This is a genomic window from Micromonospora sp. KC723, assembly GCF_004348595.1.
Taxonomy (GTDB): Bacteria; Actinomycetota; Actinomycetes; order Mycobacteriales; family Micromonosporaceae; genus Micromonospora.
The window spans coordinates 14407-40740 of sequence record NZ_SMKD01000041.1 but is presented as its reverse complement, the minus strand read 5'-3'; the positions used below and the strand labels follow the sequence as shown (position 1 = coordinate 40740).

The following is a 26334-nucleotide window of genomic DNA, read 5'->3' as shown; positions in this document are numbered from 1 at the left end:
CGGGCGGGTAGGTGTGCCGGCGTGACCGAAGACGTTCCCGTGACCGACGCGCCCGTGACCGACGCCGCCGTCGACGAGCCCGACACGCGGCGCATCGACGAGCTGCTCAGGGACCTCTACCGCGGCCAGGAACGGATCAGCCAGGCGGACATCTACCGCCGGGCCGTCGCGGCGGAACTGCCCGCGCGGCTGCTCACCCGGATCAACGCGCTGCCGCAGGGCGAGTACGCGGTGGACGAGGTCGCCGACCTGCTCGGCGGCTCGGTCATCTGACACCCCCCGGGAGAGGAGACCACGATGTCCGACCGCGAGGCGCACCGCGAGGTGCCGGCGCTCGGCCAGCCACCGGAGGGTACGGACACCCTCCCCGAGCCGGACTTCGCCAACGAGCACGACCGCACCGCCGTGGACCGCGACGTCATCACCGGCGCCGACGACGACGTACGGGAGCCGGAGGCCGCGCGCGGCTGGGCCGGCGAGGACCACGGCACCGTCCCCACCTGACGGGAGGCGCGGGGCCGGCGCAGCCGGCCGGGGCGCGCGGACGGGGCCGGCGACGTCGCCGGCCCCGTCCGCGCGTCCGGTTCACCTCTCGTCGTGGGGCCGGCCCTCGGCGGCCTGCTGCGCGATCGCGTACCCCATTTGGAGGAAGTCCGACGCGGCCACCGCGGTCAGCGCGGTGGCGACCAGACGGGTCAGTCGGGGCGCCAGCACCAGTCCGCCGGTCAGGCCGGTGGCGATCCACACCGCCAGACAGAACGGGCAGCTCAGCAGCTCGCCGATGGCGTGCCGGGTCGGGCTGCCGGAGTCCCGGACCTGCTCCATCACCTCGCCGCTGCCGATCGGGTGGTCGTAGCGGGTGAACGGGGCCCGCAGCGGGCTGGTGACGGCGTCCTTGGTGAGCAGCCGGCTCAGCTTGTGCGTGGCGATGCCGAGCAGCACCACGTCGACGGTGGCCGGCCGCTCCGGCACGGGCCGGCCGGTTGCCCTGACCAGCCCGGCCAGGGACGCGGTCACGGCCGCGTAGCTGCCCATCGCCTTCAGGTACCCGTCCAGCGGACGGTTCTCGTGCGGCGCGTACGCCCGGCGCAGCCGCGCCACCCGTTGTTTCACACCCATCCCGGCCACGCCGGCCTCCTCGTGCTCGTCGGGGTCCGCTCAACCGGCGGTCAGGTTGTCGGCCACCTCACCGGCGAGGTTGGCCAGGGCCTCGTCGGCCAGGCCGTCGGGTCCGTCCCCGGTCAGGTCGAGCCGGACCCGGGAGCCCCCGGCGTCGGCCGGCTCCACCTTGATCTCGGCGGACCAACCGGGGGCGGAGTCGTTGCTCCACCGCGCCCACAGCTGCTCGGTGCTGGTCTGCGGGCGTCCCCCGCCGCCGGACCGCAACGGCTCGGGCAGCCACGCCGACACCCGGTCGGGGTCGGTCGCCGTGCTGAACACCACCTCGGGTGGGGCGGACATCCCCTGCTCGGCGCGCGTCGTCATGAGGCGTCCCGCAACCGGCTCGGGTCGACCTCGCGTCCCGGGTTGCGGGCCAGGTACTCGGTCTCCAGTTCCGCGGTGCGGCGCAGGTGGGTGGCGAGGGCCGAGTCCGACGCGTGGCGCAGGGTGTCCAGCCGGGTGCGGTGCAGGCTGTGCAGCTCGCGGATCAGGTCCTCGTCGTCGAGTTCTCCCGGGTCGATGCCGGGCAGGTCCTCGTCCACGTCCACGGCCGTGGCGGCGTGGTCGCCGTCCCACTCGGTCATCCGTTGCTCCGGGCTGACCTCGCCGGATTGGCGTACTGATTCGGTCATGTCGCCCCCCTGGGCTCGTCTGGGCTGGCATCTAGACGGATGCCCACACCACCTGTCACCAAACCACCTACGACACCGCGTCGGAGATGCCTGGCCGTCCCGGTACGCTCGATGCCATGAAACGGCTCTGGACACCGGGGTGGATCGCCCGCCACGTGGCCATGGTCGTGCTGGTGGTCGGCTTCCTGGCGCTTGGCTGGTGGCAGATCAGCCGCGCCGCCTCGGGCAACACCCTCAGTTGGGCGTACGCCGTGGAGTGGCCGATCTTCGCCGGCTTCGTGGTCTTCGTCTGGTGGCGGGAGGTGCGGCACGCACTGCGTGGCGGGGACGCCGCCGCGGAGCCGGTCGCCAGAGCGAGCGATCCCGTGACCGTCGGTGACGGCGCGGTCCCGGCGGTACGCCGTCCCGTGCGGGTGTCCCGGGCGCCAGCGGTCGAGGTACCGGAGGACACCGACCTGGCCGCGTACAACCGCTACCTGACCTGGTTGAACGCCAATCCGGGCGCGAGGCCCGGTGACTATCCCGGCTGAGCGCCGGCGTGGAAGGACGGACGACGGTGGGCGCAGCCCTTACCCGGTACCGCGTGATCGCCTGGATCGTGGGCGTGGCGCTGGTCGTGCTGGTGCTGATCGGCATGCCGCTGAAGTACGCGTTCGACGAGCCGATCGTGGTGGCGGTCGTCGGCACGGCGCACGGCTGGCTCTACATGGTCTACCTGGCCGCCACCTTCGACCTGGGTCGCCGGGTCAACTGGCCCTTGAAGCGGATGCTGCTGGTGATGCTCGCCGGCACGGTCCCGTTCGTGTCGTTCGTGGCCGAACGGAAGGTCACCCGGGGGCTCGCGGCCCGTCCGGAGCCGACCCGCGAGCCGCTGCCCACCGCCTGAGCGCGCCCGCCGCTCAGCGGTCCGGCCGCCAGAATCCGGTCGTCGTCGCCTGCTCGGCGTCGGCGTACCGGTGTTCCCGCAGCGCTCGGGCGAGCGCCGCCGCGACCCGCGCGAACTCTCCGGCGTCGTCGCTGCTGAACAGCAGCACCTCGACGCCCCGGCAGTGCCCCCACAACTCGTACGCGGGGGGCCGCCAGCGATCCCCGGCCAGCGCCAGCAGCACGGGCAGCGTCCAGACCACCCCCAGCGCCAGGTACGCCCCGGCGGTGAGCCGGTGCAGTCCTCCGGTGAAGCCGAGCAGGACACCGACGGCGGCGATGGCGGCGGCGGTGGCCGCCACGACGCGGACCGCCAGCCGGTCGTGCGGCCCCCGGCCGGTGCGTAGGTGGGTGAGTTCGGCGACCAGGAAGCTGCTCCGGCCGACGGTGAACCGTTCGGTGGTGACCACGATTCCCGGGCGGGCGTAGAGCAGGGTGCTACGTCGCTGGTCCCGCGGTGGGCGGGTGGCGGAACGGTGTGCCTGCACGGCGTACTCCCCCCGGCCGGCGGTGCCGGTGCTCCCGCCATCGCCACCGGCGTACGGCGGGATTCCCGGCCTCAGGGCTCCATTCTGTGGCGCTGGTGCCAGCCTCGCCCGGCGAGATCCGACCCGCGCGCCGGGGGGCATGCCGTGAGTTGACCTCCATTTCCCCTTTGTCGGACAAGTGGCGGGGGGCACCGACAGCATCCGCCCGGAACGACAAAACGGGCTTTTTGCTTAAGGCGGTCGAGTTCGCCGACTCCAGCGACACATCGGCCACGGTCACGTCACTCAGCGCAGCAGCACTTCCTGCCCCTTTGCCAACTTTTGCCCCTGCTTCCCCACCAGCGGCTCCCGTCACGGGTTAGGTTGGGCAGGCCGGCCTGGTCCACCGCCATCCGTCCGGATGGCCCCGGGTCGGTGTCGCCGGAGGGGTCAGCACCCTCCGGAGACTCCTGGAGAGGAGCCTTCCGCTCTTGCCGTCCTTACGGATGCTGGTGCGAACGCTCACGGTCGCCGGCCTCTCGGCCGCGCTGATCGCCCCGTCAGCGATGGCTCGGGCCGAGCCCTCCGTCGCCGAGCTGACCGCACGGATCGAGAAGTCCTCGACGGAACTGGAACAGATCGTCGAGTCGTACAACAAGCTCAACGAGGAGATCAAGGCGAACAAGGCGACCGCAGTCCGGTTGCAGGCCCAGATCGGGCCGCTGGAAACGCAGACCGCCCAGAGTCGGGCCGAGGTCGGCGCGATGGCCGCGACCGCGTACAAGACCGGCGGACTGCGGACCGCACGCGCGCTGCTCGAACCGGGCGGCCCGGCCACCCTGATGGACCGGCTGAGCACGATCGACCAGCTCACCCGGGACCGCCAGGAACGGATCAGCGGCTTCACCGACAACCAGCGCAGGCTGTTGGACGAGAAGTCCCGGCTCGACGCGACCCTGGCCCGGGAGGCCGCGCAGGCCCGCGCCATGGGGAACACGAAGAAGAAGATCGAACGCGATCTGGCGAAGCTGTACGAGATGCGCCGGGCGGCGTACGGACGGGCCACCGAGGCGCCGGCGTCCCGGCCGGCGGACCGGCCCGCCGGCGACGCGCCGGCGGTCCCCGGCAGCGCCGGGGCGGCGGTGCGCTACGCGTACGGGGCCATCGGCAAGCCGTACGCCTGGGGAGCCGACGGCCCCGACGGGTACGACTGTTCGGGCCTGACCTCCGCCGCCTGGCGGGCGGCCGGCAAGTCCCTGCCGCACAACACCCGGATGCAGTGGGGCGTGGTGGCACACATCGGCCGTGGCGAGCTCCGCCCCGGCGACCTCGTCTTCTACAGCGGCCTCGGGCACGTGGCCCTCTACGTCGGCGGCGGGCAGATCATCGACGCGCCCAGTGCGGGACGCAACGTGCTCAAGCGGGGCATGAACATCATGCCGATCCAGGGGTACGGCCGGGTCCGGTAACCGGCGGCGCGTACACCAACGGCCGGCGTCCCCCATCGGACGCCGGCCGTTGGCCGTTGTTGTCGTCGTTCGGTCAGGCGGCCTGCAGCCCCTCGGCCCGGGCCAGCTCGCGGAGCCGGCCGAGCGCCTGGATCTCCAGCTGGCGGATCCGCTCCCGGGAGAGCGAGAAGCGCGACGCGACCTCGGTCAGCGAGTGCTCCCGCCCGTCCTCCAGGCCGTACCGGGCCCGCATGATGCCGGCGGACCGATCGTCGAGGTGGTTGAGCAGGCCCTCGATGCGCTGCCGCTCCAGGCCGGTGAGGACGATCTCCTCCGGCGACGGGGCGTCGCTGTCGGCGACCAGGTCACCGAGGTTGGTGTCGCCGTCGTCGCCCACCGGGGTGTCCAGCGAGACGGTGTCCTGCGACCAGCGGACCAGTTCATTGACCCGCTCGACGGTGACCCCGAGGGCCGCCGCGATCTGCTCCGGCTCCGGGTCGCTGCCCAGTTCGCGGGTGAGCTGCCGGGCCACGTTACGCATCCGGTTGACGTCCTCCACCAGGTGCACGGGCAGTCGGACCGTACGCTCCTGCTGGGCGATCGCCCGGCTGATGGCCTGACGGATCCACCAGGTGGCGTAGGTGGAGAACTTGTAGCCGCGCTCGTAGTCGAACTTCTCGACGGCGCGGACCAGACCCGTGTTGCCCTCCTGGATGAGGTCCAGCATGGGCATCCCGGAGCGCACGTAGCGACGGGCGATCGAGACGACCAGCCGCAGGTTGGCCCGGATGAACAGATCCTTGGCCCGTTCGCCCTCGACGACGAGGCGCTCCAGCTCCTCCCGGTCGACGCCCGCGGGGACGCGATCCTCGCCGAGCAGGTGCTCGGCGTAGAGGCCGGCCTCGATGGCCTTGGAGAGATCGACCTCCTTGGCGGCGTCCAGCAACGGCGTCCGGGAGATCTCGTGAAGGTAGACGCCGACCAGGTCACGCTCCTCGGCGACCTCGTCGGTGCGCATGCCGATATTCTTGTCCACGTTGCCCACGGTCCCCTCGCTCGCGCCGGTTGCCCGGTTCCTTGCCATCCCCACGTCCGTCAGCCCTTCCCCGCAACCTCCGATGTGCCCGTCGGTGCTGACACCTACACAACAGATGAGACGTGTCGGGGATTCCATGTCGTGGGTCGAAAGTGTCACGAATGCCTGAGTACCAGCTGAAAGCTCGGTCCACGTTTGCTGTCAGCACCTCGCTCGTGATCAACTGGTAGACACCACGAACGGGCTGGCGGGTCAGGAGAGACCTCCTCCGCCACCAGGCATCGCATCATTGCGACGACCCGTGACGCAGCGACCCTCGTCACCGCCCGGCTGCGATCCTGGTCACTGCCAATCACGCGCCGGTGGACCGGTCGGTTCATCCACGCACGGTGGATTACCCCACGGCATGGACAACAATCCGTGGCGTGGTGGACGTCCCGCGCCCGACGTGTTCCGCGTCTCACCCGGTCCCGGCGGGGATCAGCAGGCCCCGGTCGAGGCACGGATCAGCGGCCGAGCCCCGGCACGGCCCCGGTGCGTCAGCCGGCCGCCGGAGGCGGTTGTGGCACCCGTCACGTCGATTATCAGGTTCGGGCGCACCCGCCCGGGGTGCGCCGTCCCGGCCGTCATGCCCGCCTCCGGCCGGCCCGGTGCGCGTCGGCCGCGTCGGCGGTCGCCGCCAGGGCCTCGCGGGCCCGGGCGCGGCCGCGGGCGGCCACCGCGACGAAGAGCACGTCGACCACGGTGAGCTGGGCGAGACGGCTGGCCGTCGGCCCCGAGCGGTAGGTGGTCTCGCGGGTCGCGGTGGTGAGCACGAAGTCCGCCACGTCGGTGATCGGCGAACGGGGGAAGTTGGTCAACGCGACGGTGCAGGCGCCCCGGGCCCGGGCCCGGGCCAGCACCTCGACGACGGCGGTGGTGGCGCCGGTGTGCGAGATGCCGATGGCGACGTCGCCCCGGCCGAGCAGCGCGGCGGAGGCCAGGGCTGTTTGGCCGTCCGGGAAGTAGCACACGGTGCGACCGATGCGGTGCAGCTTCTGCTGGAGGTCGGCGGCGACGACGCCACTGCCCCCGGCACCGTAGACGTCGGTGCGGCCGGCGGCGGCGATCGCGGCCACCACCCGCTCGCAGACCGCCGGGTCCAGCTGCTCGGCGGTCTCCTCCACCGCCCTGGCGTCGTGGAACGCGATGGTGGCGATGATCTGCGCCAGGTCGGCTCCGGGCGGGATGTCGCCGCCGGCCATCCGGGCGTCCGGCGGCGCGATCCGGCGGGCCGCGTCGGCGGCGAGCCGGATGCGCAGCTGCGGGTAGCCGGCCATGCCCACGGACCGGCAGAACCGGATCACGGTGGCCTCGGAGGTGTCGGCGGCGGTGGCCAGGTCGGTGATGGTCCGGTGCGCGGCGCCGGCCGGGTCGGCCACGACGAGCCGGGCCACCCGCTGCTCGGCGGGGGACAGTGAGGGGAGCAGGCCGTTGATGTGGACGATCAGCCCACCGGACCCGGCGCTCGCAGAAACCTTCGCGCTTTTCGCCACGTACGAAAATTACTTACAGCGCGGACGGGCGTCAATGATCGCCACGGCACGACGGGGTTACCGTATGGCCCATGTCGGAACGCAGCGTGCTGGTCACCGGGGGAACGGGTGGACTCGGCGGGGCGGTGACGGCCGCCTTCGCGCAGGCGGGCTGGCGGGTGGTCGTACCGCAGCGGGAGAGCCTGCCCCCGGCCGGCCCGGCGGCCGGCGTGGTGCGCCCCACCGCCGACCTGATGGACCCGGTCGCGGTGGCCCGGGCGGTCGAGGTCGCCGCCGGGGACCCGGCCGCGCCGCTGCGCGCGGTGGTCAACCTCGTCGGCGGGTACGCCAGCGGCGGCAGGGTGCACGAGACCCCGGTCGAGGAGTTCGAGCGGATGCTGGCGATCAACCTGCGCCCCACCTACCTCGTCACCCAGGCGGCGCTGCCGTACCTGATGGCGGCCGGTGGCGGCGCGGTGGTCTGCGTCTCCGCCCGGGCCGCGCTCGCCCCCTTCCCGGGCGCCGCCGGGTACGCGACCGCGAAGGCGGCGGTGCTCGCCTTCGCCAACGCGGTCGCGGTCGAGTACCGGAGCGCCGGAGTGCGCTGTAACACGGTGCTGCCGAGCGTCATCGACACCCCGGCCAACCGCGCCGCCCAGCCCGGGGCCGACCACCGCCGCTGGGTCGACCCTGCCGAGATCGCCCCGGTGGTGCGCTTCCTCGCCTCGGACGAGTCCGCCCCGACCAGCGGCGCGGCCGTCCCGGTCTACGGCCGGGCCTGAACCGCGACCGGCCGGCCCACCAGGTGCCGGCCGAGACCGGCCGAGGGGGCGTCGCCGGACGGCCCGACATCCGGCGCCGCGTCGGGCGAGGGCGCGGCCGACGGCAGCCACTCCGCCAGGTGCGCCTGGATCCGCCGGGACACCTCCTCCGGCGCGCCGGAGGCGTCCACCAGCACGAAGCCGGGGTACTCCGGCAGCGTGCGGTACGCCGCGTCGGCGGCGGTCAGCCAGCCCATGGTCTCGTGGTCGGTGCCCCGGCGCTCGATCCGCCGGTAGGCCTCGGCCGGGTCGACCGTGAGCAGGAAGGTCACCTGCGGCGGCGGGAAGACCCGGTACCCGGCCCGGGCGAGCCACTCCCAGCGCCCCCCGCCGTGGGCGCGGATGCTGGCGTACTGGCAGACGGCGTAGCGGTCCATCACCGCCACCCGGCCGGTCACCAGGCTGCCCAGCAGGGCCGCGGCGATGGCGAGCCAGCGCAGCACGGACTCCACGGCCAGCACCCCGTTGCGCCCGAGCAGGCGCTGCGCGTCGGGGCGGCCGAGCCGGTTGGCCAGCCGGCCGAGCCAGCGCCGACCGCCGGCGTTGCGGTGGTAGGTGGCGGGCCGGCCCGCCGCGGTGAGCGCGTCGGCGAGACGGTGCGCCTGGGTGGTCTTGCCCGAACCGTCGATGCCGACCAGGGCGACCCGGCGCAGTCGGGCCGTACCGCCGGTCGACTGCTGTGTTCTGGCCACCTTCCACAGACTATCCGACGTGCGCTCCCCTGCCCGGGTGGTTCGTCCCGGTCCGCCCCTCGCCGCCCGCTCTGCCGGGCCACGGAGGTGTGGGCGGGCAGCCTGCCGGGTACGCGATGTCATTTCCGACCACCTGTCCACCTTGACCACGATCGACGGGAGACCCAGATGGCCGAGCGCGGGGACGAGAGTCTGTTGCACACCCTCAAACGGGTCGCCGCCGTGCTCAAGCAGAACGAGATCCCCTTCGCGCTCGGCGGCAGCTTCGCCGTGTACGCGCACGGCGGGCACTCCAGCGAGCACGACGTCGACTTCCTGATCCGTGAGGAGGACGTCGAACGGGCGCTGGAGACGCTCACCGCAGAGGGCTTCACCGCCGAGCGGCCACCGGAGGACTGGCTCGTCAAGGTCTACGACGAGGGACGGATGGTGGACCTGATCCACCGGCCCATCGAGACCCCGGTGACGGAGGAGACCTTCGCCGACACCGTGGTCCGCCCGGTCGACGCCATCCACCTGCCGGTGCTCTCGGCCACCCGGCTGATGGTGCACAAGCTGCTCAGCTTCTCCCAGCACTACTGCGACTTCGCCCGGGGACTGCCGCTGGCCCGCTCGTTGCGGGAACAGATCGACTGGGAACGGGTACGGAGGGAGACGCAGCACTCGCCGTACGCGGAGGCGTTCCTGGTGCTGCTGGACCGGCTGGAAGTGGTCCCGTACGCCGGCACCCCGGTGCCGTACGCCAGGACGCCCGAAGGAAAGGAGACACTGTGACCGAGCATGGCACCGGCCCACCGGACGAGTACGTCGAGGCGGAGATCCACCGGATGCTCGCCGAGGATCCCGCCGTCGCCGAGCAGGGCATCACCGTCGTCCGCCGGGAGCGCGGTCTGGTCCTGTACGGCGAGGTGGAGAGCCCGCACCGACGGGAGGAGATCCTGCGCCGGGTTTCCGAACGCTTCCCGGACGTGCCGGTCACCAGCGACATCGGGGTGATCCGCACCCAGGCGCCGACCCAGGTCGAGGAGCTGCCGTGAGGAGGAGCCGACGATGATCCGGATCGCCGCCGTCGGCGACGTCCACCTGGACGAGGACGTGGTCGGCCGGTTCCGGCCGGCCCTGGAGGAACTGCCGGACTGTGCCGACGTGCTGCTGCTCGCCGGCGACCTGACCCGGCACGGCACCGAGGCCGAGGCGCGCTGCGTGGCCCGCGAGTTCGGCGACCTGGGCGTGCCGGTGATCACCGTGCTCGGCAACCACGACCACCAGTGCGACCAGGTGCCGCAGGTGGTGAAGGTGCTGGAGGACGCGGGGATCACGGTCCTGGAGGGGACCGGCACGGTGCTGGAGTCCCCGGGCGGGCGGCTCGGCGTCGCCGGGGTGAAGGGCTTCGGCGGCGGCTTCGCGGGCCGGTGCGCCAGCGACTTCGGCGAGCCGGAGATGAAGGCCTTCGTCCGGACGACCAACGAGAGCGCGGACGCGCTCGGCCGGGCGCTGCGCGGGCTGGACTGCGACGTGCTGGTCGCGCTCACCCACTACTCCCCCGTGCCGGACACTCTCGCCGGCGAACCCCTGGAGATCTACCCGTTCCTCGGTTGCTACCAGCTCGGCCAGGCGATCGATTCCGCACCGACCGCGCTGGCCCTGCACGGGCACGCCCACCACGGCACCGAGCGCGGCACCACCCCGGGCGGGGTGCGGGTGCGCAACGTCGCCCACCCGGTTATCAAGCAGGCGTACAGCGTCTTCCACCTGGGAGATCGAGATCATGTCGACTGACCGTGAGGTTTCCGGAATCACTGGCGCGGGTACTTGACAGCCATGGAGCTGATTCTCTGGATTCTCGCAGTCGTACTGGTGGTCTCCGGCATTCTCGCGCTCTTCCGCCGGCAGATCCTGTGGGGCATCGTCCTCATCGTGGTCGGCCTGCTGGTCGGCCCGGGTGGTGTCAGCATCTTCAATTGACGTCGGTTGACCGCGTCACCGGACCCGCCGGGGTCGTCGTAAACCGGGCCTCCGTCCTCCCAGATAGGAGCCCCGGCAGCGACGACCCCGGCGTTTCGCGTCCGGGGTCCGCCGGCGCCGGGGAACCTCTCGACCACGCGGACGACCCGGAGCCGGGGGCACGGTGTGCGTACCTGGTGGGCCCGGGCCACCGTCGCCGCCTGCCTCGACTTCGCCGGCTGGCGGCCGGACACCTGACCGTGGTCGGCCGGGGCCGTCGTACGCCCGAAACCCGACCGTGGGAGCGAGACCATGGCTGGTGAGGCGGTTTCGGCATTGTTACCGGGCCGTGTCCGTTCAGGGGTGGACCAATCACGATGCAAGCGCTTACATGTGGGGACCACCATTCGGACCGGCGCGAGTGCGACTTCCCCCGATGCGCCGGCAAGGAAGGAGAACGGCATGGCCTTTGCCAGATCACGCCAGACTCTCGCGATCGCCGGCGTACTGGGCCTGGCGCTCGGCGTCACCGCCTGCGGCACCGGCAACGACAAGAAGAGCGGCAACGCGGGCTCCGCCGAGTGCACGGCATACGAGAAGTACGGCGACAACGACGGCAAGAAGGTCACCATCTACTCGTCCATCCGGGACATCGAGGCCGACCGCCTCAACGAGTCCTGGAAGCAGTTCGAGGACTGCACCGGCATCGACATCGACCACGAGGGCTCCGGTGAGTTCGAGGCGCAGCTCGGTGTGCGCGTCGACGGCGGCAACGCCCCCGACCTGGCCTTCATCCCGCAGCCCGGTCTGCTCAAGCGGTTCGTCGACGCCGGCAAGCTCAAGCCGGTCGGCGCCGCGACGAAGACCGAGGCCGAGGCCAACTACTCCCCCGACTGGCTGAAGTACAGCACCCTCAACGGCCAACTCTACGGCGCGCCGCTGGGCTCGAACGTCAAGTCCTTCGTCTGGTACTCGCCGAAGATGTTCAAGGATAAGGGCTGGACCGTCCCCACCACCTGGGACGAGTTGATCAAGCTGAGCGACACCATCGCCGCCAGCGGGACCAAGCCGTGGTGCGCCGGCATCGAGTCCGGTGACGCCACCGGCTGGCCGGCCACCGACTGGATCGAGGACGTGCTGCTGCGCACCGCGGGCCCCGAGGTCTACGACCAGTGGACCACCCACGGCATCCCGTTCAACGACCCGAAGGTCGCCGACGCGCTCAACCGGGCCGGCACCATTCTCAAGAACGACAAGTACGTCAACGCCGGCTTCGGCGGAGTGAAGAGCATCGCCACCACCTCCTTCCAGGAGGCCGGCGTCCCGATCACCACCGGCAAGTGCGCGCTGCACCGCCAGGCGTCCTTCTACGCCAACCAGTGGCCACAGGGCACCAAGGTGGCCGAGGACGGCGACGTGTTCGCGTTCTACTTCCCGGCCATCGACCCGGCGCAGGGCAAGCCGGTGCTGGGTGGCGGCGAGTTCGTCGCGGCCTTCAACGACCGTCCCGAGGTCCAGGTGGTGCAGACCTACCTGGCCTCCGGCGAGTACGCCAACAGCCGCGCCAAGATCGGTGACTGGGTCTCGGCGAACAAGAAGCTCGACCTGGCCAACGTGCCGAACCCGGTCGACAAGCTCTCCGTGCAGCTCCTCCAGGACGAGAAGACCGTCTTCCGGTTCGACGGCTCGGACCTGATGCCGGCCGCGGTCGGCGCGGGCACGTTCTGGAAGGGCATGGTCGAGTGGATCAACGGCAAGGACACCGCCGCCGTGCTGAACGGCATCGAGGGCAGCTGGAAGTGATCTGAGGCGGTGGCCCGGTCCGACGTGGCCGGGCCACCGTCCTCGACCGAACCCTGGAAGGAGGGTCGATGGAGTTCGACTTCGCGGCGGAACAGCCGAAGTTCCTGATGCTGATGTACGGGCTGATCGCTTTCGTCGCGGTGGTGGGCGGCCTGCTCCTGCTCCTCGACGTGGTGCCGGCCTGGTTCGCCCGCCGCCGGGAGGCGCAGCTCGTGGCCGCCTCGGTCAGCGGCGCCCCGCTACCCCGGCGAGGCAAGCCGCAGGAGGGCCTGTTCGCCCTCTTCTTCCTGCTGCCGACGCTGCTGCTGCTCGCCGTCGGGCTGGTCGGTCCGGCGATCCGCACCACCCTGCTCTCCTTCATGGACGCCGGCAGCAACAACTGGGTGGGTCTGCGCAACTACGGTTGGATGTTCTCCGATCCCACCATCCTCCGGGTGCTGACCAACACCCTGATCTGGGTGATCCTGGTCCCGCTGGTGGCCACCTCGTTCGGCCTGATCTACGCGGTGCTGGTGGACAAGGCCCGGCTCGAGGCGGTCGCCAAGTCCCTGATCTTCCTGCCGATGGCGATCTCGTTCGTCGGCGCCAGCATCATCTGGAAGTTCGTCTACGCCTACCGCAGCGAGGAACAGCAGCAGATCGGCCTGCTCAACCAGATCGTGGTCAGCCTCGGCGGGGAGCCGAAGCAGTGGCTGCTGGACTCGCCGCTGAACACGTTCCTGCTCATTGTGATCATGGTGTGGATCCAGGCCGGTTTCGCGATGGTGGTGCTCTCCGCCGCCATCAAGGCGATCCCGGCGGACATCGTGGAGGCGGCCCGCCTCGACGGCGTCAGCCCATGGCAGATGTTCTGGCAGATCACCATGCCGAGCATCCGACCGGCGCTGATCGTGGTGGTGGTCACGCTGTCGATCGCCACGCTCAAGGTCTTCGACATCGTCCGCACCGCGACCAACGGCAACTACGACACCAGCGTGATCGCCAACGAGATGTACAACCAGGCGTTCCGGTACGGCCAGAACGGGCAGGGCTCGGCGCTGGCGGTCTTCCTGTTCGTCCTGGTCATCCCGATCGTGATCTACCAGATCCGCAACCTGCGTCAGCAGCGGGAGGGCTGAGATGACCACCGCCACGCCCACCGTTCCGACCGGCGCCCAGGCGATCCGCAAGAGCACGGCCGCCGGCCGGGTCCGCAAGCGGCTGAACAGCCGTACCGCCACCCTGGTCTCGATCGTCATCGCGATCGCCTGGACCGTCCCCACCGTCGGCCTCTTCGTCTCCTCGTTCCGGCCGGAGAACGAGATCAAGACCACCGGCTGGTGGACGGTCTTCAGCAACCCGCAGTTCACGCTGGAGAACTACCAGGAGGTGCTCTTCGGTAGATCCTCCTCGTCGGGCCAGCTCGCCAGCTACTTCATCAACTCGTTGGCGATCACCATCCCCTCGGTGCTCTTCCCGCTCGCCTTCGCCGCGCTGGCCGCGTACGCGCTGGCCTGGATCAACTTCCGGGGGCGGGACTGGCTCTACATCGCGATCTTCGCGTTGCAGATCGTGCCGCTACAGATGGCCCTGGTGCCGCTGCTGAGGTTCTTCTCCACCGGCGTCACGATCGCGGGCGTCCAGGTGCTGCCCGCCTGGGACCTGGTGGACGAGCAGAAGTTCGCCCAGGTGTGGTTCGCGCACACCTGCTTCGCCCTGCCGTTCGCGGTGTTCCTGCTGCACAACTTCATCTCGCAACTGCCCGCAGACCTGATGGAGGCGGCCCGGGTCGACGGGGCCACCCACCCCAGGATCTTCCGCACCATCGTCCTGCCGCTGATCACCCCGGCGCTGGCGGCCTTCGGCATCTTCCAGTTCCTCTGGGTCTGGAACGACCTGCTGGTGGCATTGATCTTCGCGGGCGGCGGCAACGAGACCGCCCCGCTCACCGTCCGGCTGGCCGAGATGGCCGGCAGCCGGGGCAACGAGTGGCAGCGGCTCACCGCGGGCGCGTTCGTCTCGATCGTCGTACCGCTGATCGTGTTCCTGTCCCTGCAGCGTTACTTCGTACGCGGCCTGCTCGCCGGCAGCGTCAAGGGCTGACGTCGGACCGCCGCCGCCCGTCGTGCCGGGCGGCGGCGGTGCCGTCGTGACGTAGGGAAACACCATGACCAGGATTGATGACGTCGCCCGACTCGCCGGGGTCTCGACCGCCACCGTCTCCCGGGCGCTCCGCGGGCTGCCGACGGTCTCCGCCACCACGCGCCTGCGGGTGCTCGCCGCCGCCGAGCAGCTGGAGTACGCGGTCTCGCCGAGCGCCTCCCGGCTGGCCGGCGGTCGGACCGGAACCGTGGCCGTGGTGGTCCCCCGGATCACCCGGTGGTTCTTCGCCACCGTCGTCGAGGCGGTCGAGGAGTTCCTCCACGAGGCCGGCTACGACCTGCTGCTGTACAACCTGGGCGGCCGCGAGCAGGTCCGCCAACGGGTACTGCGCACCGCCAACCTACACAAGCGGGTGGACGCCGTCATGCTGGTCGCCACGCCGCTGCGGCCGGCCGAACTGACCGCGCTGACCCAGCTGGACCTGCCCGGGATCACCATCAGCTCCGGCAGCCGGGTGCCGGGCTGGCCCTGCGTCCGCATCGACGACGTGGCCGCCGCCCGCACCGCCACCCGACACCTGCTCGACCTCGGGCACCGCCGGATCGCGCACATCTCCGGTGACCCGGACGACGAACTCGCCTTCACCACCCACCTGGACCGCCGCCGCGGCTACCGGGCGGCGCTACGCGCCGCGGGCATCACACCGGACCCGAGCCTGGACATCGAGTCCCGGTTCACCATCGAGGGCGGCGCCCGGGCCGCCGCCGAGTTGCTCGCCCGGGGTGAGCCACCCACCGCGATCTTCGCCGCCTGCGACGAGATGGCGATGGGCGCGATCAGGGCGCTGCGCGACGCCGGCCTGCGGGTCCCGCAGGACGTCAGCGTGATCGGCGTCGACGACCACGACCTGGCCGGCGTGCTGGGGTTGAGCACCATCGCCCAGCCCGCCGCCGAGCAGGGCCGGCTCGCCACCCGGCTGCTGCTCGACCCGCTCGCTGCCGAGCCGGACCCGGGACCGGTGCCCCCGCCGGGCGCCGGCGGCGACGCCGCGACCCGCCCGGTGATCCTGCCCACTCGGCTGGTGGTGCGGGCATCGACCGCGCCGCCGCGGGCACACTGAACGGAATCGACCCCACCCACGGCTCGACACAGGGAGCACGCTCTGAACACCGACGCGACGCAGCAGGAACAGCCCGGTGGACCGGCCACCGGGTGGTGGACCGAGGCCGTCATCTACCAGATCTACCCGCGCTCGTTCGCCGACTCCGACGGCGACGGTATGGGTGACCTGCCGGGCATCACGGCACGGCTCGGTCACCTCGTCGAGTTGGGTGTCGACGCGGTCTGGCTGTCGCCGTTCTACCCGTCGCCGCAGGCCGACGCCGGGTACGACGTGGCCGACTACCGGGACGTCGACCCGCTGTTCGGGCGGCTGGCGGACGCCGACCGGCTGATCAGCGAGGCCCACGCCGGCGGGCTCAGGGTCATCGTCGACCTGGTGCCGAACCACACCTCCTCCGCCCACCGCTGGTTCGCCGAGGCGCTGTCCGCCGCACCGGGCAGCCCGGAGCGGACCCGGTACGTCTTCCGCGACGGGCTGGGGCCCGACGGCGACCAGCCACCGAACGACTGGCAGAGCGTCTTCGGTGGCCCGGCCTGGACCCGGATCACCGAGCCTGACGGCCGCCCCGGGCAGTGGTACCTGCACCTGTTCGACACCGGCCAGCCCGACCTGAACTGGGACAACCCGCAGGTGCGGGCGGAGTTCCTGGACGTGCTGCGGTTCTGGCTGGACCGGGGCGTGGACGGCTTCCGGGTGGACGTGGCGCACGGCCTCATCAAGCAGGCCGACCTGGCGAACTGGCAGGAGCCGCAGGAGATCCTCTCCGGCCAGGAGGTGGCCAAGCCACGGCCCCCGATGTGGGACCAGGACGGCGTGCACGAGATCTACCGGGACTGGCGTCGACTCCTCGACGAGTACCCCGGCGAGCGCATCCTCGTCGCCGAGGCATGGGTGGAACCGGCCGAGCGGCTGGCCCGCTACGTCCGCCCGGACGAGATGCACCAGGCGTTCAACTTCGAGTACCTGCTGGCGGCGTGGAGCGCGCCCGCCCAGTACGCGGTCATCACGCGCTCCCTGGAGGCCACCGACGCGGTCGGCGCGCCGACGACCTGGGTGCTGTCCAACCACGACGTGGTCCGGCACGCGTCCCGGCTGGGCCTGACCGCCGACGGCGGCCGGCTCAACGGTGTCGGCGTCGGCGACCCGCAGCCGGACGCCGCGCTCGGGCTGCGCAGGGCCCGGGCGGCCAGCCTGCTGATGTTGGCGCTACCCGGCTCCGCCTACCTCTACCAGGGCGAGGAACTGGGGCTGCCGGAGCACACCACGCTGCCGGACGAGGCCCGGCAGGATCCGACCTGGGAACGCAGTGGACACACCCAGCGCGGCCGGGACGGCTGCCGGGTGCCGATCCCGTGGGAGGCCGACGCACCGTCGTACGGTTTCGGGCCGACCGACGCGAGTTGGCTGCCCCAGCCGCCGTCCTGGGCCGAGTACGCCCTGGACCGGCAGCGCGGCGTGACCGGCTCGACGTACGAGATGTACCGCACCGCGCTGCGGCTGCGCCGCGAGCACGGGCTGGGCCGGGGGCCGCTGGAGTGGCTCTCCACCGGCGACCAGGTGCTGGCCTTCCGCAACCGTGGACTGACCGTACTGACCAACTTCGGCGCCGCGCCGGTGCCCGCGCCCGCCGGCGAGGTGGTGCACAGCAGCGCCCCTCTCGACGACGACGGCCGCGTCCCCACCGACGTCACGGTCTGGGTCCGTCGCTGACCCGGCTCCGCCCACCGCCCCTCTCGGCGCCAGGCATGGCCGTCCCGGCCGCCGTCGCCAACCTCGTGATCGACGCGAGGCGCGACGGTCGGCCGGGGATCGGTCGGGCTCACAGACGGTCGGCGCGGGTGTGCAGCAGGTCGCGCACCGACCGGATGTCCCCGGGTGAGGTACGGGAGGCGAGCCAGTACATCAGCCCGGTGGGGATGAAGAAGAGCTGGAAGACGGCCAACCCGACGGCGTAGTTCAGCGGCGGCGGGAACGCCGCCCGCAGTCCGTGGAAGGCCACCCCGACCAGCGCGTTGCCGGCCGCCCGGCCGATCCCGTTGACCAGATTGCCCAGGCTGTAGACCGTGCCGCGGTGCTCCGGCGGATTGACGTCGGCTATCAGGGCGAACCAGTTCGGCGAGTTCGCCGAGGTCAGGGCCAGCGCCACGACGGCGGTGAGCAGACTCAGCCCGACCGTCGGCTCGGTCAGCACGCTGGCCAGCACGGCGCCCACCACGGCCCCGGAACCGCCACCGTCCGGCACGTCGATCCGGATCGGCACCAGGAACAGGACCAGGTAGAACGGCAGGGCCGCGAGCACGCCCACCGCCGCGACCAGGGCCCGCCCCCGGGGCGTACGCCGTTGCAGCGCGTCGCCGGCGACTCCACCGACGATCGACAGCACCCCGCCGAGCTGGAAGAGGGTGGCGAAGACGCTGCCCACCAGCACCGCGGTGGCCGGCGAGTAGCCCTGGTCCCGGGCTCGCTCGGTGAAGAGCACCGGCAGCCAGACCAGCGATCCGAACGCCGCCTGCGCGGTCAGCCCCTGCAGGACCAGCCAGCGATTGGTCCGCCGGGCCAGGATCCGGGGCAGGTCGGCCCGGCTGATCCGGTAGTCGTAGTCGGCACCGGCGTCGATCGCCCGGGCCAGCTCCGGTTCGCTCTGCCCCCGCCGCACGTCGTAGGTGAACAGGTAGGCGACGGTGGCCGCCACGCCGACCACGGTGACCGCCAGGAACGGGCGTCGCCAGTCGGTGCTGCCGACGATGCCGCCGGTGAGGGTCCCGGCCAGCGTGCCCACCCCCTGCGACAGCCCCCAGAAGCTCATCACCAGCCCCCGACGACGCGGTGAGATCAGGTCGGTGACCACGGAGAACCCCACCGAACCGACCGCGCCCAACCCGACCGCGGCCAGTAGCTGGGCGGCCAGGAACGCCGGATAGTTCGGGGCGAGAGCGCTGCCGCCGGTGCCGGCGGCCCAGACCAGCGTGCCGAGCATGAGCAACGGCTTACGGTCCGCCCGGTCGCCCACGTACGCCCAGACCACCGCCGCCACCGCGCTGACCAGGAAGCTCGCCGCGGTGACCAGCCCGAGCAGGCCCTGTGGCACACCCAACGCGCTGGAGATCGGCCCGTACAGCGGCGGCACCAGGCCGATCGCCACGTTGTCCAGCGAGGCGAGCACCACGAACACCACCACGCTGTAGGACCGGTGTGCCGCGTTCCCGCGCCGGGAGATCCTGGTACCAGCCATGACCGGCAGCAAACCAGGTCCGGGTCACGACCCGGTGACCGGGCCCGCGTCCACCCGACGGCTACGCCGGCGGAACCCGGTCGACGACCTGGTCGCGGGCCCGGGCGTACCCTTCCCGGACGGCGGGCACCGGCTCGGCGGCGAACTCGGCCAGACCGGAGACCGACCACTCGGGCGGTGTCGCGCCACCCAGGGCGACCCAGGCGGCCTGACGGGCGGCCCCGTCGGCGACGTACTCGCCGGGCGGCGGCACGACCACCGGCCGGCCGAAGACCTGCGGGGCGATCCGGCGCACCGCCGCCGACCGGGCACCCCCGCCGACCAGGATGATCCGATCGGCCCGGGCCCCCTGCGCCAGCAGGGCGTCCAAGCCGTCGGCGAGCGCGCAGAGCATGCCCTCGACGGCGGCCCGGGCCAGGTGCGCCGGGGCGGCGGTGCGCAGGGTGAGCCCGTGCACCGCCCCGGTGGCCAGCGGCCGGTCCGGGGTCCGCTCCCCCTCCAGGTAGGGAACCAGCACCAGGCCGTCCGCGCCGGGCGCGGCGGACAACGCCAGCTCGGAGAGGGTGTCGAGGTCGACGCCGAGCATCGTCGCGGCGGCGTCCAGCACCCGGGCGGCGTTGAGCGTGCAGACCAGCGGCAGGAATCGGCCGGTGGCGTCGGCGAAGCCGGCGACCGCACCGGCTACGTCGGCGGCCGGGACGTCGGAGACCGCGAAGACCGTCCCCGAGGTGCCGAGGGAGACGACCACGTCACCGGGGCCGGCCCCGACGCCGAGCGCGGCGGCGGCGTTGTCCCCGGTGCCGGGGCCGAGCAGCACCGCCTCCGCGCCGGACCTGCCCGCCGGGTCGGCGAACACGCTCCGGTCCAGCTCGCCGGCGACCTCCGCCGGGCCGAGCACGGCCGGCACCCGTGGCACCCGACCGAAGGCCCGTTCCAGCAGGTCCAGCCGGTACTCGCCGGTGCGGGGCGACCAGTAGCCGGTACCGCTGGCGTCGCCCCGGTCCGTGCGCAGCGCGGTCAGACCGGGGGCGCCGGCCAGCCGCCAGGTGAGCCAGTCGTGCGGCAGGCAGACCGCCGCCACCCGGGCCGCGTTCGCCGGCTCGTGCCGGGCGAGCCAGCGCAGCTTGGTGGCGGTGAAGCTGGCCACCGGAACCAGCCCGACCGCGTCCGCCCAGAACCGCCGGCCCGGCTCCCCGCCGCCGGCCTCGGCGATCAGGTCGGCGGCGGCCCCGGCGGACCGGGTGTCGTTCCACAGCAGCGCCGGCCGGACCACCTGGCCCGACTCGTCCAGGCAGACCATCCCGTGCTGCTGGCCGGCGACCGAGACGGCCGCGACGTCGGCCAACCCACCGGCGGCGTCGACCGCCGCCCGTAGGGCGTCCCACCAGGCGTCGGGGTGGACCTCGGTGCCGTCCGGGTGCGGCGCCCGGCCCTGCCGGATGAGGGCGCCGGTCTCCGCGTCCCGGATGACGACCTTGCAGGACTGGGTCGACGAGTCGACGCCGGCGACGAGCGGCATGGTGGCCCGCCTCAGCGCGCGCCGAGCAGGTGCTCGACGGCGAGCTGGTTGAGCCGCACGAAACCGAAGCCCTTCGCGCCGGCCGCGTCGACGTCGAAGTCCTCGAAGGCGGACCGGTCGGCGAGCAGGTCGGCGTAGCTCTCGCCCGGGGCCAGGGTGGGGGTGGCCAGGTCGCCGACCTGGCTGGCCGCGAGCGCCTCGGCGACCTCCGGATCGGCCCGGAAGGCGGCGGCCCGCTCCTTGAGCAGCAGGTAGGTGCGCATGTTCGCCTCGGCCGAGGCCCACACGCCGGAGAAGTCCTCGGTGCGGGAGGGCTTGTAGTCGAAGTGCCGGGGGCCGTCGTACGCCGGGCCGCCGTCGGGACCGCCGTGCTCCAGCAGGTCGACCAGGGCGAACGCGTTGAGCAGGTCGCCGTGGCCGAAGACCAGGTCCTGGTCGTACTTGATGCCGCGCTGGCCGTTGAGGTCGATGTGGAACAGCTTGCCCTGCCAGAGCGCCTGCGCGATGCCGTGGGCGAAGTTCAGCCCGGCCATCTGCTCGTGGCCGACCTCGGGGTTCAGGCCGACCAGCTCGGGATGGGCGAGGGTGGAGATGAAGCCCAGCGCGTGACCGATGGTGGGCAGCAGGATGTCGCCACGCGGCTCGTTCGGCTTCGGCTCGATGGCGAAGCGCAAATCGTACCCGGAGTCGATGACGTACTGGCAGAGCAGGTCGACGCCCTCCCGGTAGCGGTCCAGCGCGGCGCGCACGTCCTTGGCCAGGTCGTACTCGGCGCCCTCCCGGCCGCCCCACATGACGAAGGTACGGGCGCCCAGCTCGGCGGCGAGGTCGACGTTCCGCAGCACCTTGCGCAGCGCGTACCGCCGGACGTCGCGGTCGTTGCTGGTGAAACCGCCGTCCTTGAACACCGGGTGGTTGAAGAGGTTGGTGGTGACCATCGGGACGACCAGACCGGTCTCGTCGAGGGCCTTGCGGAAGCGGGTCAGGTGGGCGTCGCGGGTGGCGGCGTCCGAGCCGAAGGGCACCAGGTCGTCGTCGTGGAAGGTGATGCCGTACGCGCCCAGCTCGGCGAGGCGGTGCACCGCCTCGACCGGGTCCAGCGCGGCCCGGGTGGCGTCGCCGAACGGATCGCGGGCCGGCCAGCCCACGGTCCAGAGCCCGAAGGAGAACTTGTCGGCGGGGGTGGGGCGGGGTGCCATGGCAGACCTCCGGCTGGTGGTGTCGTCCACTATTTGTTCAGTGGTTGAATTAAATGGGGACGGTGTGGCATTGTCAAGCGGTGACCAGTGCCAACATCGCCGGGGCGGTCCGCCAGGGCAGCCTGCGCGAGCTCAACCTCGCCGTGGTGCTGGGGCGGATCGCCACCGCCGACCGCCCGCCGTCACGGGCGGCGATCGCCGCCGACACCGGCCTCACCCGGGCCACCGTCTCCGCGGTGGTGGACGACCTGATCGCCGGCCGGCTGGTCGCCGAGGTCGACCCGGAGCCGCGTACCGGCGCGGGGCGACCCGCCCGAGGGCTGCGGCTCGCCGCCGACGGGCCCGCCGGGCTCGGGCTGGAGATCAACGTCGACTACCTGGCCGCCTGCGTCGTCGACCTCGCCGGAGCCGTCCGCCACCACGAGGTACGCCGGGCCGACCTGCGGCCACTCTCCCCCACCGAGGCGCTCGCCCGCCTGGTCGAGCTGGCCGGCCGGGCCCGCGCCGCCGCCGACCGGCTGGGGCTCACCCTGGCCGGCGCCACGCTGGCCGTGCCGGGGCTCGTCGACGCCCACGGGCTGGTCCGGCTCGCTCCCAACCTCGGCTGGCGCGACGTGGACGTCCCCGCCCTGCTCGCCGGCCATCCGCCGCTCACCGGCACGGTCGACGGGGTGCCGGCGCTGACCGTCGACAACGAGGCGAACCTCGCCGCCCTCGGCGAGCTGCACGCCGTCCCGGGCACGGCAAGCTTCCTGCACGTCTCCGGTGAGATCGGCATCGGTGCCGGGATCGTCCTCGACGGCGCGCTCTTCCGGGGCGCCCGAGGCTGGAGCGGCGAGCTGGGTCACGTACCGGTCGACCCGGCCGGGCCGCGGTGCCGCTGCGGCGGCCGGGGCTGCCTGGAGACGTACGCCGGCCAGGAGGCCATCCTCGGCGCGGCCGGCCTTGCCGGCGCGGACCTGCCGGCCGACACCGCCGCCCGGCGGCTGGCCGACCTCGCCAGCGCGGGCGACCCGCAGGCCCGCGCCGCGCTCCACGCGGCCGGCACCGCCCTCGGCGTCGCCGTGGCCGGCGTGGTGAACCTGCTCGACCTGGACACCGTCGTCCTCGGCGGCGGATACGCGACCCTGGCCCCCTGGCTGCGCCCGCCCGTCGCCACCGAACTGACCGCCCGGGTGCTGACCGCCGCCTGGTCCCCCGTCTCGGTCCGCGCCGCCGCGCTCGGTCCGGAGTCGGCGGTGGTCGGCGGCGCCGGTGCGGTGGTCCGTCGGATCGTCGCCCGACCCTCCGGTTGGCTCGGTCGCCGGGAGTGACCAGGGCGGAGTCAGGCGCTCGGGCTGCCGCCGCGCACCCGCAGCGGCGTCACGCCGGAGCGGCCCAGGCCGAGCGGGTCGCCGACGGCGGGCCGCCGAGCGACTCGGGCACGAGCGGCGCGACCACCGACTGTGCGGCGGTCGGCTCCGCCGCCCCCTCCCGCCGCCGGGCCACCCGGTCGAACTCGCGGATGCCGCGCAGCAGGTCCTCCCGCCCCTCGACGCTCATGTCGGAGAGCACCTCGGCCAGCCGCCGCTGGCGATCCTGCCGCAGCTCGGTGAGGAGCCGCCGCGCCTCCGGGGTCAGGTGCAGGGCGATCTCGCGCCGGTCCAGCCGGCCCGGCTCGCGTTCCAGCATGCCGGCCGCGACCAGGCGGTCACAGAGCCGGCTCGCCGAGGAGAGCAGCATGTCCAGCAGGGCCGCGAGCCGGCGGAGGTTGATCCCGTCGTGCCGCTCCACCACCATGACCGCACGCAGCTGGGCACCGGACAGCCGGCTGGTCGTCCCCTCCCGCGCCGCCTCCCACACGGACAGGAGAGCGCCGGCCGCCGCATCGAGCTCGGCGGCCATACTCACGTGTGGTCTGCGAAGACCGCTGTCATCGGCCATGGTGGGCCCGAGACTACCCCCACGCCGGGTCGTCGGCCCGGGTCAGAAGGAGTGACGATGCGCGGACCGGACGACCGGGCCCGACAGGTGCTGATCGAGGCGCCGGTCGACCTCCTGCTGGACCGGCTGGCCAGCCAGCTGGCCAACGACTTCGCGATCACCGCTACCGAGCTCTACCAGGTCGACTACCGACTGTCCGTGCTGCTGCCGATCAGGGACGGGGAGCCGGTCACCGGGCCGGGCCACCCCGCCTGGCGCTGCTTCGACCACCAGGAGCCGATCCTCGCGGGCGACACCGGCTGGTTCCCGGTCGGCATGCGCGGGGATCGACGCGGGGTGCTACGGCTGACCCCGGCACCGCAGGACCAGGAGGCCGTCGACCAGCTCACCGCCATCGCCACCGCGCTCGGGCACGAACTGGCCGCCGTCTCCGCCGGCACCGACCTGTACCGGGCTGCCCGGCGGGCCCGCCGGCTCACCCTCGCCGCCGAGATGCAGTGGGAGCTGCTGCCCGGCCGCAGCCGGGTCCGCCCGTCGTTCAGCCTGGCCGGGCAGTTGGAGCCGGCGTACGCGGTGCGCGGCGACAGCTTCGACTGGTCCGACGACGGGCACCGGGTGTGGCTGTCCACCGTCAACGGCACCGGCGAGGGGGTGGCCGCCGCGATGCTCACCACGCTGGCCACCCACGCGCTGCGCAACGCGCGCCGGGGCGGGCTGGCCCTGGCCGACCAGGCGGCCCTCGCCGACCAGGCGGTCTACGCCCTGCACCGGGGTGAGCAACACCTCGCCACCCTGCTGATGGAGCTGAACCTCGCCTCCGGTCGGTTGACCGTGGTCGACGCCGGCTCACCCCGACTGGTGTTGCTGCGCGACGGCGAGGTCAGCGAGCCGGTGCTGGAGAAGCAGTTCCCGCTCGGCATGTTCGACGGGACCGACTACCGGGAGCAGCAGTTCGACCTGCGCCGGGGTGACCGGCTCTTCGTGGTCAGCGACGGGGTCGTCGACGCGCTCGGCGGCAACGTCCGGTACGGGGAGACCGCACTGGACCGCTTCCTGCGCCGTACCAGGCCGACGGCGCCACTGGACGCCGTCCGCTCGCTGATCGGGGACCTGCGGGCGTTCGTCGCCGGGGACCTGATCGACGACGCCGTGGTGGTCTGCCTGGACTGGACCGGCCCCCGCCCCTGACACCCCGCGCTCAGTACGCCCCGCGCCGCCGCAGTACCGCGCCGAAGGTCTTCCAGAGGATGGTCAGGTCGGCGGCGAGCGACCAGTTCTCCACGTAGTACAGGTCGAGCCGGATGCCGTCCTCCCAGCTCAGGTCGGACCGGCCGCTGACCTGCCAGAGCCCGGTCATGCCCGGCTTCACCAGCAGACGGCGGGCCACGTCGCCGTCGTACCGGGCCACCTCCGACGGCAGCGGCGGTCGCGGGCCGACCAGACTCATCTGCCCGAGCAGCACGTTGACCAGTTGGGGCAGCTCGTCCAGGGACCACTCGCGCAGCAGCCGGCCGACCCGGGTCACCCGGGGGTCGGCGCGCATCTTGAACAGCAGCCCGTCGGTCTCGTTGCGGGCGGCCAGTTCGGCCAGGAGCTCGTCGGCGTTGACCACCATGGTCCGGAACTTCAGCACCGCGAACTCGCGCCCACCCTGCCCGACGCGGGTCTGCCGGAACAGCACCGGCCCCCGGCTGTCCAGCCGGATGGCCAGCGCGATCACCGCGATGAACGGCAGGGCCAGCAGCAGTGCCAGCGCGGCGAGGGTACGGTCGACGAGTTCCTTGACCAGCTTGCGGGCGCCCCGGAACTCGGGGGCCTCGACGTGGATCAGTGGCAGGCCGGCGACCGGCCGGGTGTGGATGCGGGGCCCGGCGACGTCGGTCAACGCGGGCGCCACCACCAGGTCTATCCCGGTGCCTTCGAGCTGCCAGCCCAGCCGGCGCAGCCGGGCGGCGGTCAGCTCGCCGGAGGCGGTCACCGCGACGGTGTCCGCCCCGATCGCTGCCGCCGCCTCGGGCACGCCTCGCAGCGAGCCCACCACCGGCACGTCGCTGAGCCGCTGCGGCACCGGCGCGAGCAGCGCGTCAGGGATGCAGGCGCCGACCACGTGGTAGCCGGCGTACGGCTCGCGCCGCAGGGTGTGCACGAGTTCCAGCACGTGCGCGGTGTCACCGACGACCAGCACCCGGCGGGACCAGCCGGCGCCGTTGTACCGGGCCAGGTGCAGCCGCTTGCGGGCGGCGAACCGGGTCACCACCAGGGCCGTCGTGCCGAAGGCGAAGGAGATGGCCAGGAACCCGCGGGACACGCCGACGTCGGCGATGTAGCCGGCGATCGCGATGCCACCGGCCAGACGCAGGCTGGCGGTGCTGACCCGCCGGTACTCGTCGGCGCCGTAGCCGAGCACCCGGTCGTCGTAGCAGCGCAACGCCTTGAGGGAGACCAGCCAGGTGAGCACCAGACCCGGAGCCACCAGGACGTAGGGGATCTCCGACCCGACCGGCGTCCGGTCACCGAAGCGCGCGGCGTAGCCGGCCAGCACGGCGAGGCAGAGAACGGTGGTGTCGAGGACGACCAGGAGCCGCACGTACGCCCGCTGGTCGGCGCGGGCGACGGGTCCGGCCGCACGGCCCGCCGACACCGACGATGTCGGGGTGGGCGTGGACAGGGTTGCCGAACTCACCGGGCCTCCCCTCGTCGCGCGAGTCGGCTCCGACCCGTCGCCGCCCGTGGGGGCAGCGACGCCGGAACGCTTCCGACATCTTGCCGCAGAATGATGGTTACCGATTGCTTCGGACGTATTACCGTCAGTTT

At 72.6% G+C, this 26334-nt stretch carries 29 protein-coding genes; 17 read left to right on the top strand and 12 right to left on the bottom strand.

Annotated elements, in window-relative coordinates; genetic code table 11:
- Window positions 1–21 precede the first annotated feature (21 nt).
- Window positions 22–273, top strand: coding sequence for a hypothetical protein (locus E1165_RS12230; protein ID WP_132390865.1), 252 nt, complete (start codon window positions 22–24; stop codon window positions 271–273).
- Window positions 274–297: 24 nt separating this feature from the next.
- Window positions 298–504, top strand: a complete 207-nt coding sequence (locus E1165_RS12225) for a hypothetical protein (RefSeq protein ID WP_132390863.1) — start codon at window positions 298–300, stop codon at window positions 502–504.
- 81 nt (window positions 505–585) lie between these two features.
- Here the strand turns inward: E1165_RS12225 and E1165_RS12220 are convergent, their stop codons facing one another.
- Genes E1165_RS12220 through E1165_RS12210 form a run of 3 tightly spaced genes read right to left on the bottom strand, consistent with a single transcriptional unit; the run spans window position 586 to window position 1793 of the window.
- Entirely contained in the window at window positions 586–1119 is a 534-nt protein-coding gene (locus E1165_RS12220; RefSeq protein WP_132390869.1) for a DUF1360 domain-containing protein, read from the bottom strand.
- Window positions 1120–1158: 39 nt separating this feature from the next.
- Window positions 1159–1485, bottom strand: coding sequence for a hypothetical protein (locus E1165_RS12215; RefSeq protein ID WP_132390861.1), 327 nt, complete (start codon window positions 1483–1485; stop codon window positions 1159–1161).
- A complete protein-coding gene (locus tag E1165_RS12210) occupies window positions 1482–1793 on the bottom strand; it encodes a DUF6158 family protein (RefSeq protein WP_132390859.1) in 312 nt (103 codons plus the stop codon). Before E1165_RS12210 ends, E1165_RS12215 begins: the two co-directional genes overlap by 4 nt.
- Before the next feature lie 116 nt (window positions 1794–1909).
- Here E1165_RS12210 and E1165_RS12205 point away from each other — a divergent pair, with 116 nt between their 5' ends.
- Window positions 1910–2323: a hypothetical protein gene (locus E1165_RS12205; RefSeq protein WP_207916854.1), complete on the top strand. Its 414-nt coding sequence runs from the start codon at window positions 1910–1912 to the stop codon at window positions 2321–2323.
- A 26-nt stretch (window positions 2324–2349) separates the two neighbouring features.
- Window positions 2350–2679, top strand: coding sequence for a DUF3817 domain-containing protein (locus E1165_RS12200; RefSeq protein ID WP_132390855.1), 330 nt, complete (start codon window positions 2350–2352; stop codon window positions 2677–2679).
- A 13-nt stretch (window positions 2680–2692) separates the two neighbouring features.
- On the opposite strand, the gene E1165_RS12195 is transcribed toward E1165_RS12200, so the two are convergent.
- Window positions 2693–3205, bottom strand: a complete 513-nt coding sequence (locus E1165_RS12195) for a DUF6232 family protein (RefSeq protein WP_132390853.1) — start codon at window positions 3203–3205, stop codon at window positions 2693–2695.
- Between the two features lie 470 nt (window positions 3206–3675).
- Between E1165_RS12195 and E1165_RS12190 the strand changes: the two genes are divergently transcribed.
- The gene (locus tag E1165_RS12190) at window positions 3676–4653 is read left to right on the top strand and encodes a C40 family peptidase (RefSeq protein ID WP_132390851.1); all 978 of its coding nucleotides are present in this window, start codon (window positions 3676–3678) and stop codon (window positions 4651–4653) included.
- 73 nt (window positions 4654–4726) lie between these two features.
- On the opposite strand, the gene E1165_RS12185 is transcribed toward E1165_RS12190, so the two are convergent.
- The gene (locus tag E1165_RS12185; RefSeq protein WP_132390849.1) at window positions 4727–5716 is read right to left on the bottom strand and encodes an RNA polymerase sigma factor RpoD/SigA; all 990 of its coding nucleotides are present in this window, start codon (window positions 5714–5716) and stop codon (window positions 4727–4729) included.
- Between the two features lie 578 nt (window positions 5717–6294).
- A complete protein-coding gene (locus E1165_RS12175; RefSeq protein ID WP_132390845.1) occupies window positions 6295–7203 on the bottom strand; it encodes a MurR/RpiR family transcriptional regulator in 909 nt (302 codons plus the stop codon).
- A gap of 71 nt (window positions 7204–7274) precedes the next feature.
- On the opposite strand from E1165_RS12175, the gene E1165_RS12170 reads away from it, so the two are divergent.
- Window positions 7275–7964 carry an SDR family NAD(P)-dependent oxidoreductase gene (locus E1165_RS12170; protein ID WP_132390843.1) on the top strand — a complete coding sequence of 230 codons (690 nt, stop codon included), beginning with the start codon at window positions 7275–7277 and terminating at the stop codon, window positions 7962–7964.
- On the opposite strand, the gene E1165_RS12165 is transcribed toward E1165_RS12170, so the two are convergent.
- Window positions 7949–8695, bottom strand: a complete 747-nt coding sequence (locus E1165_RS12165; protein WP_132390841.1) for a dTMP kinase — start codon at window positions 8693–8695, stop codon at window positions 7949–7951. The genes E1165_RS12170 and E1165_RS12165 overlap by 16 nt on opposite strands.
- Between E1165_RS12165 and E1165_RS12160 the strand changes: the two genes are divergently transcribed.
- The 9 genes from E1165_RS12160 to E1165_RS12125 all read left to right on the top strand — a co-directional run bounded on the left by E1165_RS12160 (window position 8600) and on the right by E1165_RS12125 (window position 17357).
- A complete protein-coding gene (locus tag E1165_RS12160; RefSeq protein ID WP_371687333.1) occupies window positions 8600–9469 on the top strand; it encodes a nucleotidyltransferase in 870 nt (289 codons plus the stop codon). The genes E1165_RS12165 and E1165_RS12160 overlap by 96 nt on opposite strands.
- 53 nt (window positions 9470–9522) lie before the next feature.
- Window positions 9523–9732: a hypothetical protein gene (locus tag E1165_RS12155; protein ID WP_243704723.1), complete on the top strand. Its 210-nt coding sequence runs from the start codon at window positions 9523–9525 to the stop codon at window positions 9730–9732.
- Window positions 9733–9745: 13 nt separating this feature from the next.
- Window positions 9746–10474 carry a metallophosphoesterase gene (locus tag E1165_RS12150; protein WP_132390835.1) on the top strand — a complete coding sequence of 243 codons (729 nt, stop codon included), beginning with the start codon at window positions 9746–9748 and terminating at the stop codon, window positions 10472–10474.
- Between the two features lie 42 nt (window positions 10475–10516).
- Window positions 10517–10660 carry a GPGG-motif small membrane protein gene (locus E1165_RS28940; RefSeq protein ID WP_165521906.1) on the top strand — a complete coding sequence of 48 codons (144 nt, stop codon included), beginning with the start codon at window positions 10517–10519 and terminating at the stop codon, window positions 10658–10660.
- Between the two features lie 441 nt (window positions 10661–11101).
- Window positions 11102–12442: an ABC transporter substrate-binding protein gene (locus tag E1165_RS12145; RefSeq protein WP_132390833.1), complete on the top strand. Its 1341-nt coding sequence runs from the start codon at window positions 11102–11104 to the stop codon at window positions 12440–12442.
- Window positions 12443–12510: 68 nt separating this feature from the next.
- Window positions 12511–13560: a carbohydrate ABC transporter permease gene (locus tag E1165_RS12140; RefSeq protein WP_132390831.1), complete on the top strand. Its 1050-nt coding sequence runs from the start codon at window positions 12511–12513 to the stop codon at window positions 13558–13560.
- A gap of 1 nt (window position 13561) precedes the next feature.
- On the top strand, window positions 13562–14524 hold the full coding sequence (locus E1165_RS12135) for a carbohydrate ABC transporter permease (RefSeq protein ID WP_132390829.1): 963 nt from the start codon (window positions 13562–13564) through the stop codon (window positions 14522–14524).
- Between the two features lie 64 nt (window positions 14525–14588).
- Window positions 14589–15644, top strand: a complete 1056-nt coding sequence (locus E1165_RS12130) for a LacI family DNA-binding transcriptional regulator (protein WP_132390827.1) — start codon at window positions 14589–14591, stop codon at window positions 15642–15644.
- Between the two features lie 42 nt (window positions 15645–15686).
- Window positions 15687–17357: a glycoside hydrolase family 13 protein gene (locus tag E1165_RS12125; protein WP_132390825.1), complete on the top strand. Its 1671-nt coding sequence runs from the start codon at window positions 15687–15689 to the stop codon at window positions 17355–17357.
- Window positions 17358–17466: 109 nt separating this feature from the next.
- On the opposite strand, the gene E1165_RS12120 is transcribed toward E1165_RS12125, so the two are convergent.
- The 3 genes from E1165_RS12120 to xylA form a co-directional block, all read right to left on the bottom strand.
- Window positions 17467–18879, bottom strand: a complete 1413-nt coding sequence (locus tag E1165_RS12120) for an MFS transporter (RefSeq protein ID WP_132390823.1) — start codon at window positions 18877–18879, stop codon at window positions 17467–17469.
- A 61-nt stretch (window positions 18880–18940) separates the two neighbouring features.
- Window positions 18941–20398 carry a xylulokinase gene (xylB, locus tag E1165_RS12115; RefSeq protein WP_132390821.1) on the bottom strand — a complete coding sequence of 486 codons (1458 nt, stop codon included), beginning with the start codon at window positions 20396–20398 and terminating at the stop codon, window positions 18941–18943.
- 11 nt (window positions 20399–20409) lie between these two features.
- Window positions 20410–21597 carry a xylose isomerase gene (gene xylA, locus E1165_RS12110; RefSeq protein WP_132390819.1) on the bottom strand — a complete coding sequence of 396 codons (1188 nt, stop codon included), beginning with the start codon at window positions 21595–21597 and terminating at the stop codon, window positions 20410–20412.
- 53 nt (window positions 21598–21650) lie between these two features.
- Here xylA and E1165_RS12105 point away from each other — a divergent pair, with 53 nt between their 5' ends.
- Window positions 21651–22910 (top strand): ROK family protein, encoded by a 1260-nt coding sequence (locus E1165_RS12105; RefSeq protein ID WP_132390817.1) that lies wholly within the window; start codon window positions 21651–21653, stop codon window positions 22908–22910.
- 49 nt (window positions 22911–22959) lie between these two features.
- On the opposite strand, the gene E1165_RS12100 is transcribed toward E1165_RS12105, so the two are convergent.
- Window positions 22960–23481: a MarR family winged helix-turn-helix transcriptional regulator gene (locus E1165_RS12100; protein WP_132390815.1), complete on the bottom strand. Its 522-nt coding sequence runs from the start codon at window positions 23479–23481 to the stop codon at window positions 22960–22962.
- Window positions 23482–23577: 96 nt separating this feature from the next.
- Between E1165_RS12100 and E1165_RS12095 the strand changes: the two genes are divergently transcribed.
- A complete protein-coding gene (locus E1165_RS12095) occupies window positions 23578–24708 on the top strand; it encodes a PP2C family protein-serine/threonine phosphatase (RefSeq protein WP_132390813.1) in 1131 nt (376 codons plus the stop codon).
- Between the two features lie 10 nt (window positions 24709–24718).
- On the opposite strand, the gene E1165_RS12090 is transcribed toward E1165_RS12095, so the two are convergent.
- Window positions 24719–26203 (bottom strand): sugar transferase, encoded by a 1485-nt coding sequence (locus E1165_RS12090; RefSeq protein ID WP_132390811.1) that lies wholly within the window; start codon window positions 26201–26203, stop codon window positions 24719–24721.
- Window positions 26204–26334 lie beyond the last annotated feature (131 nt).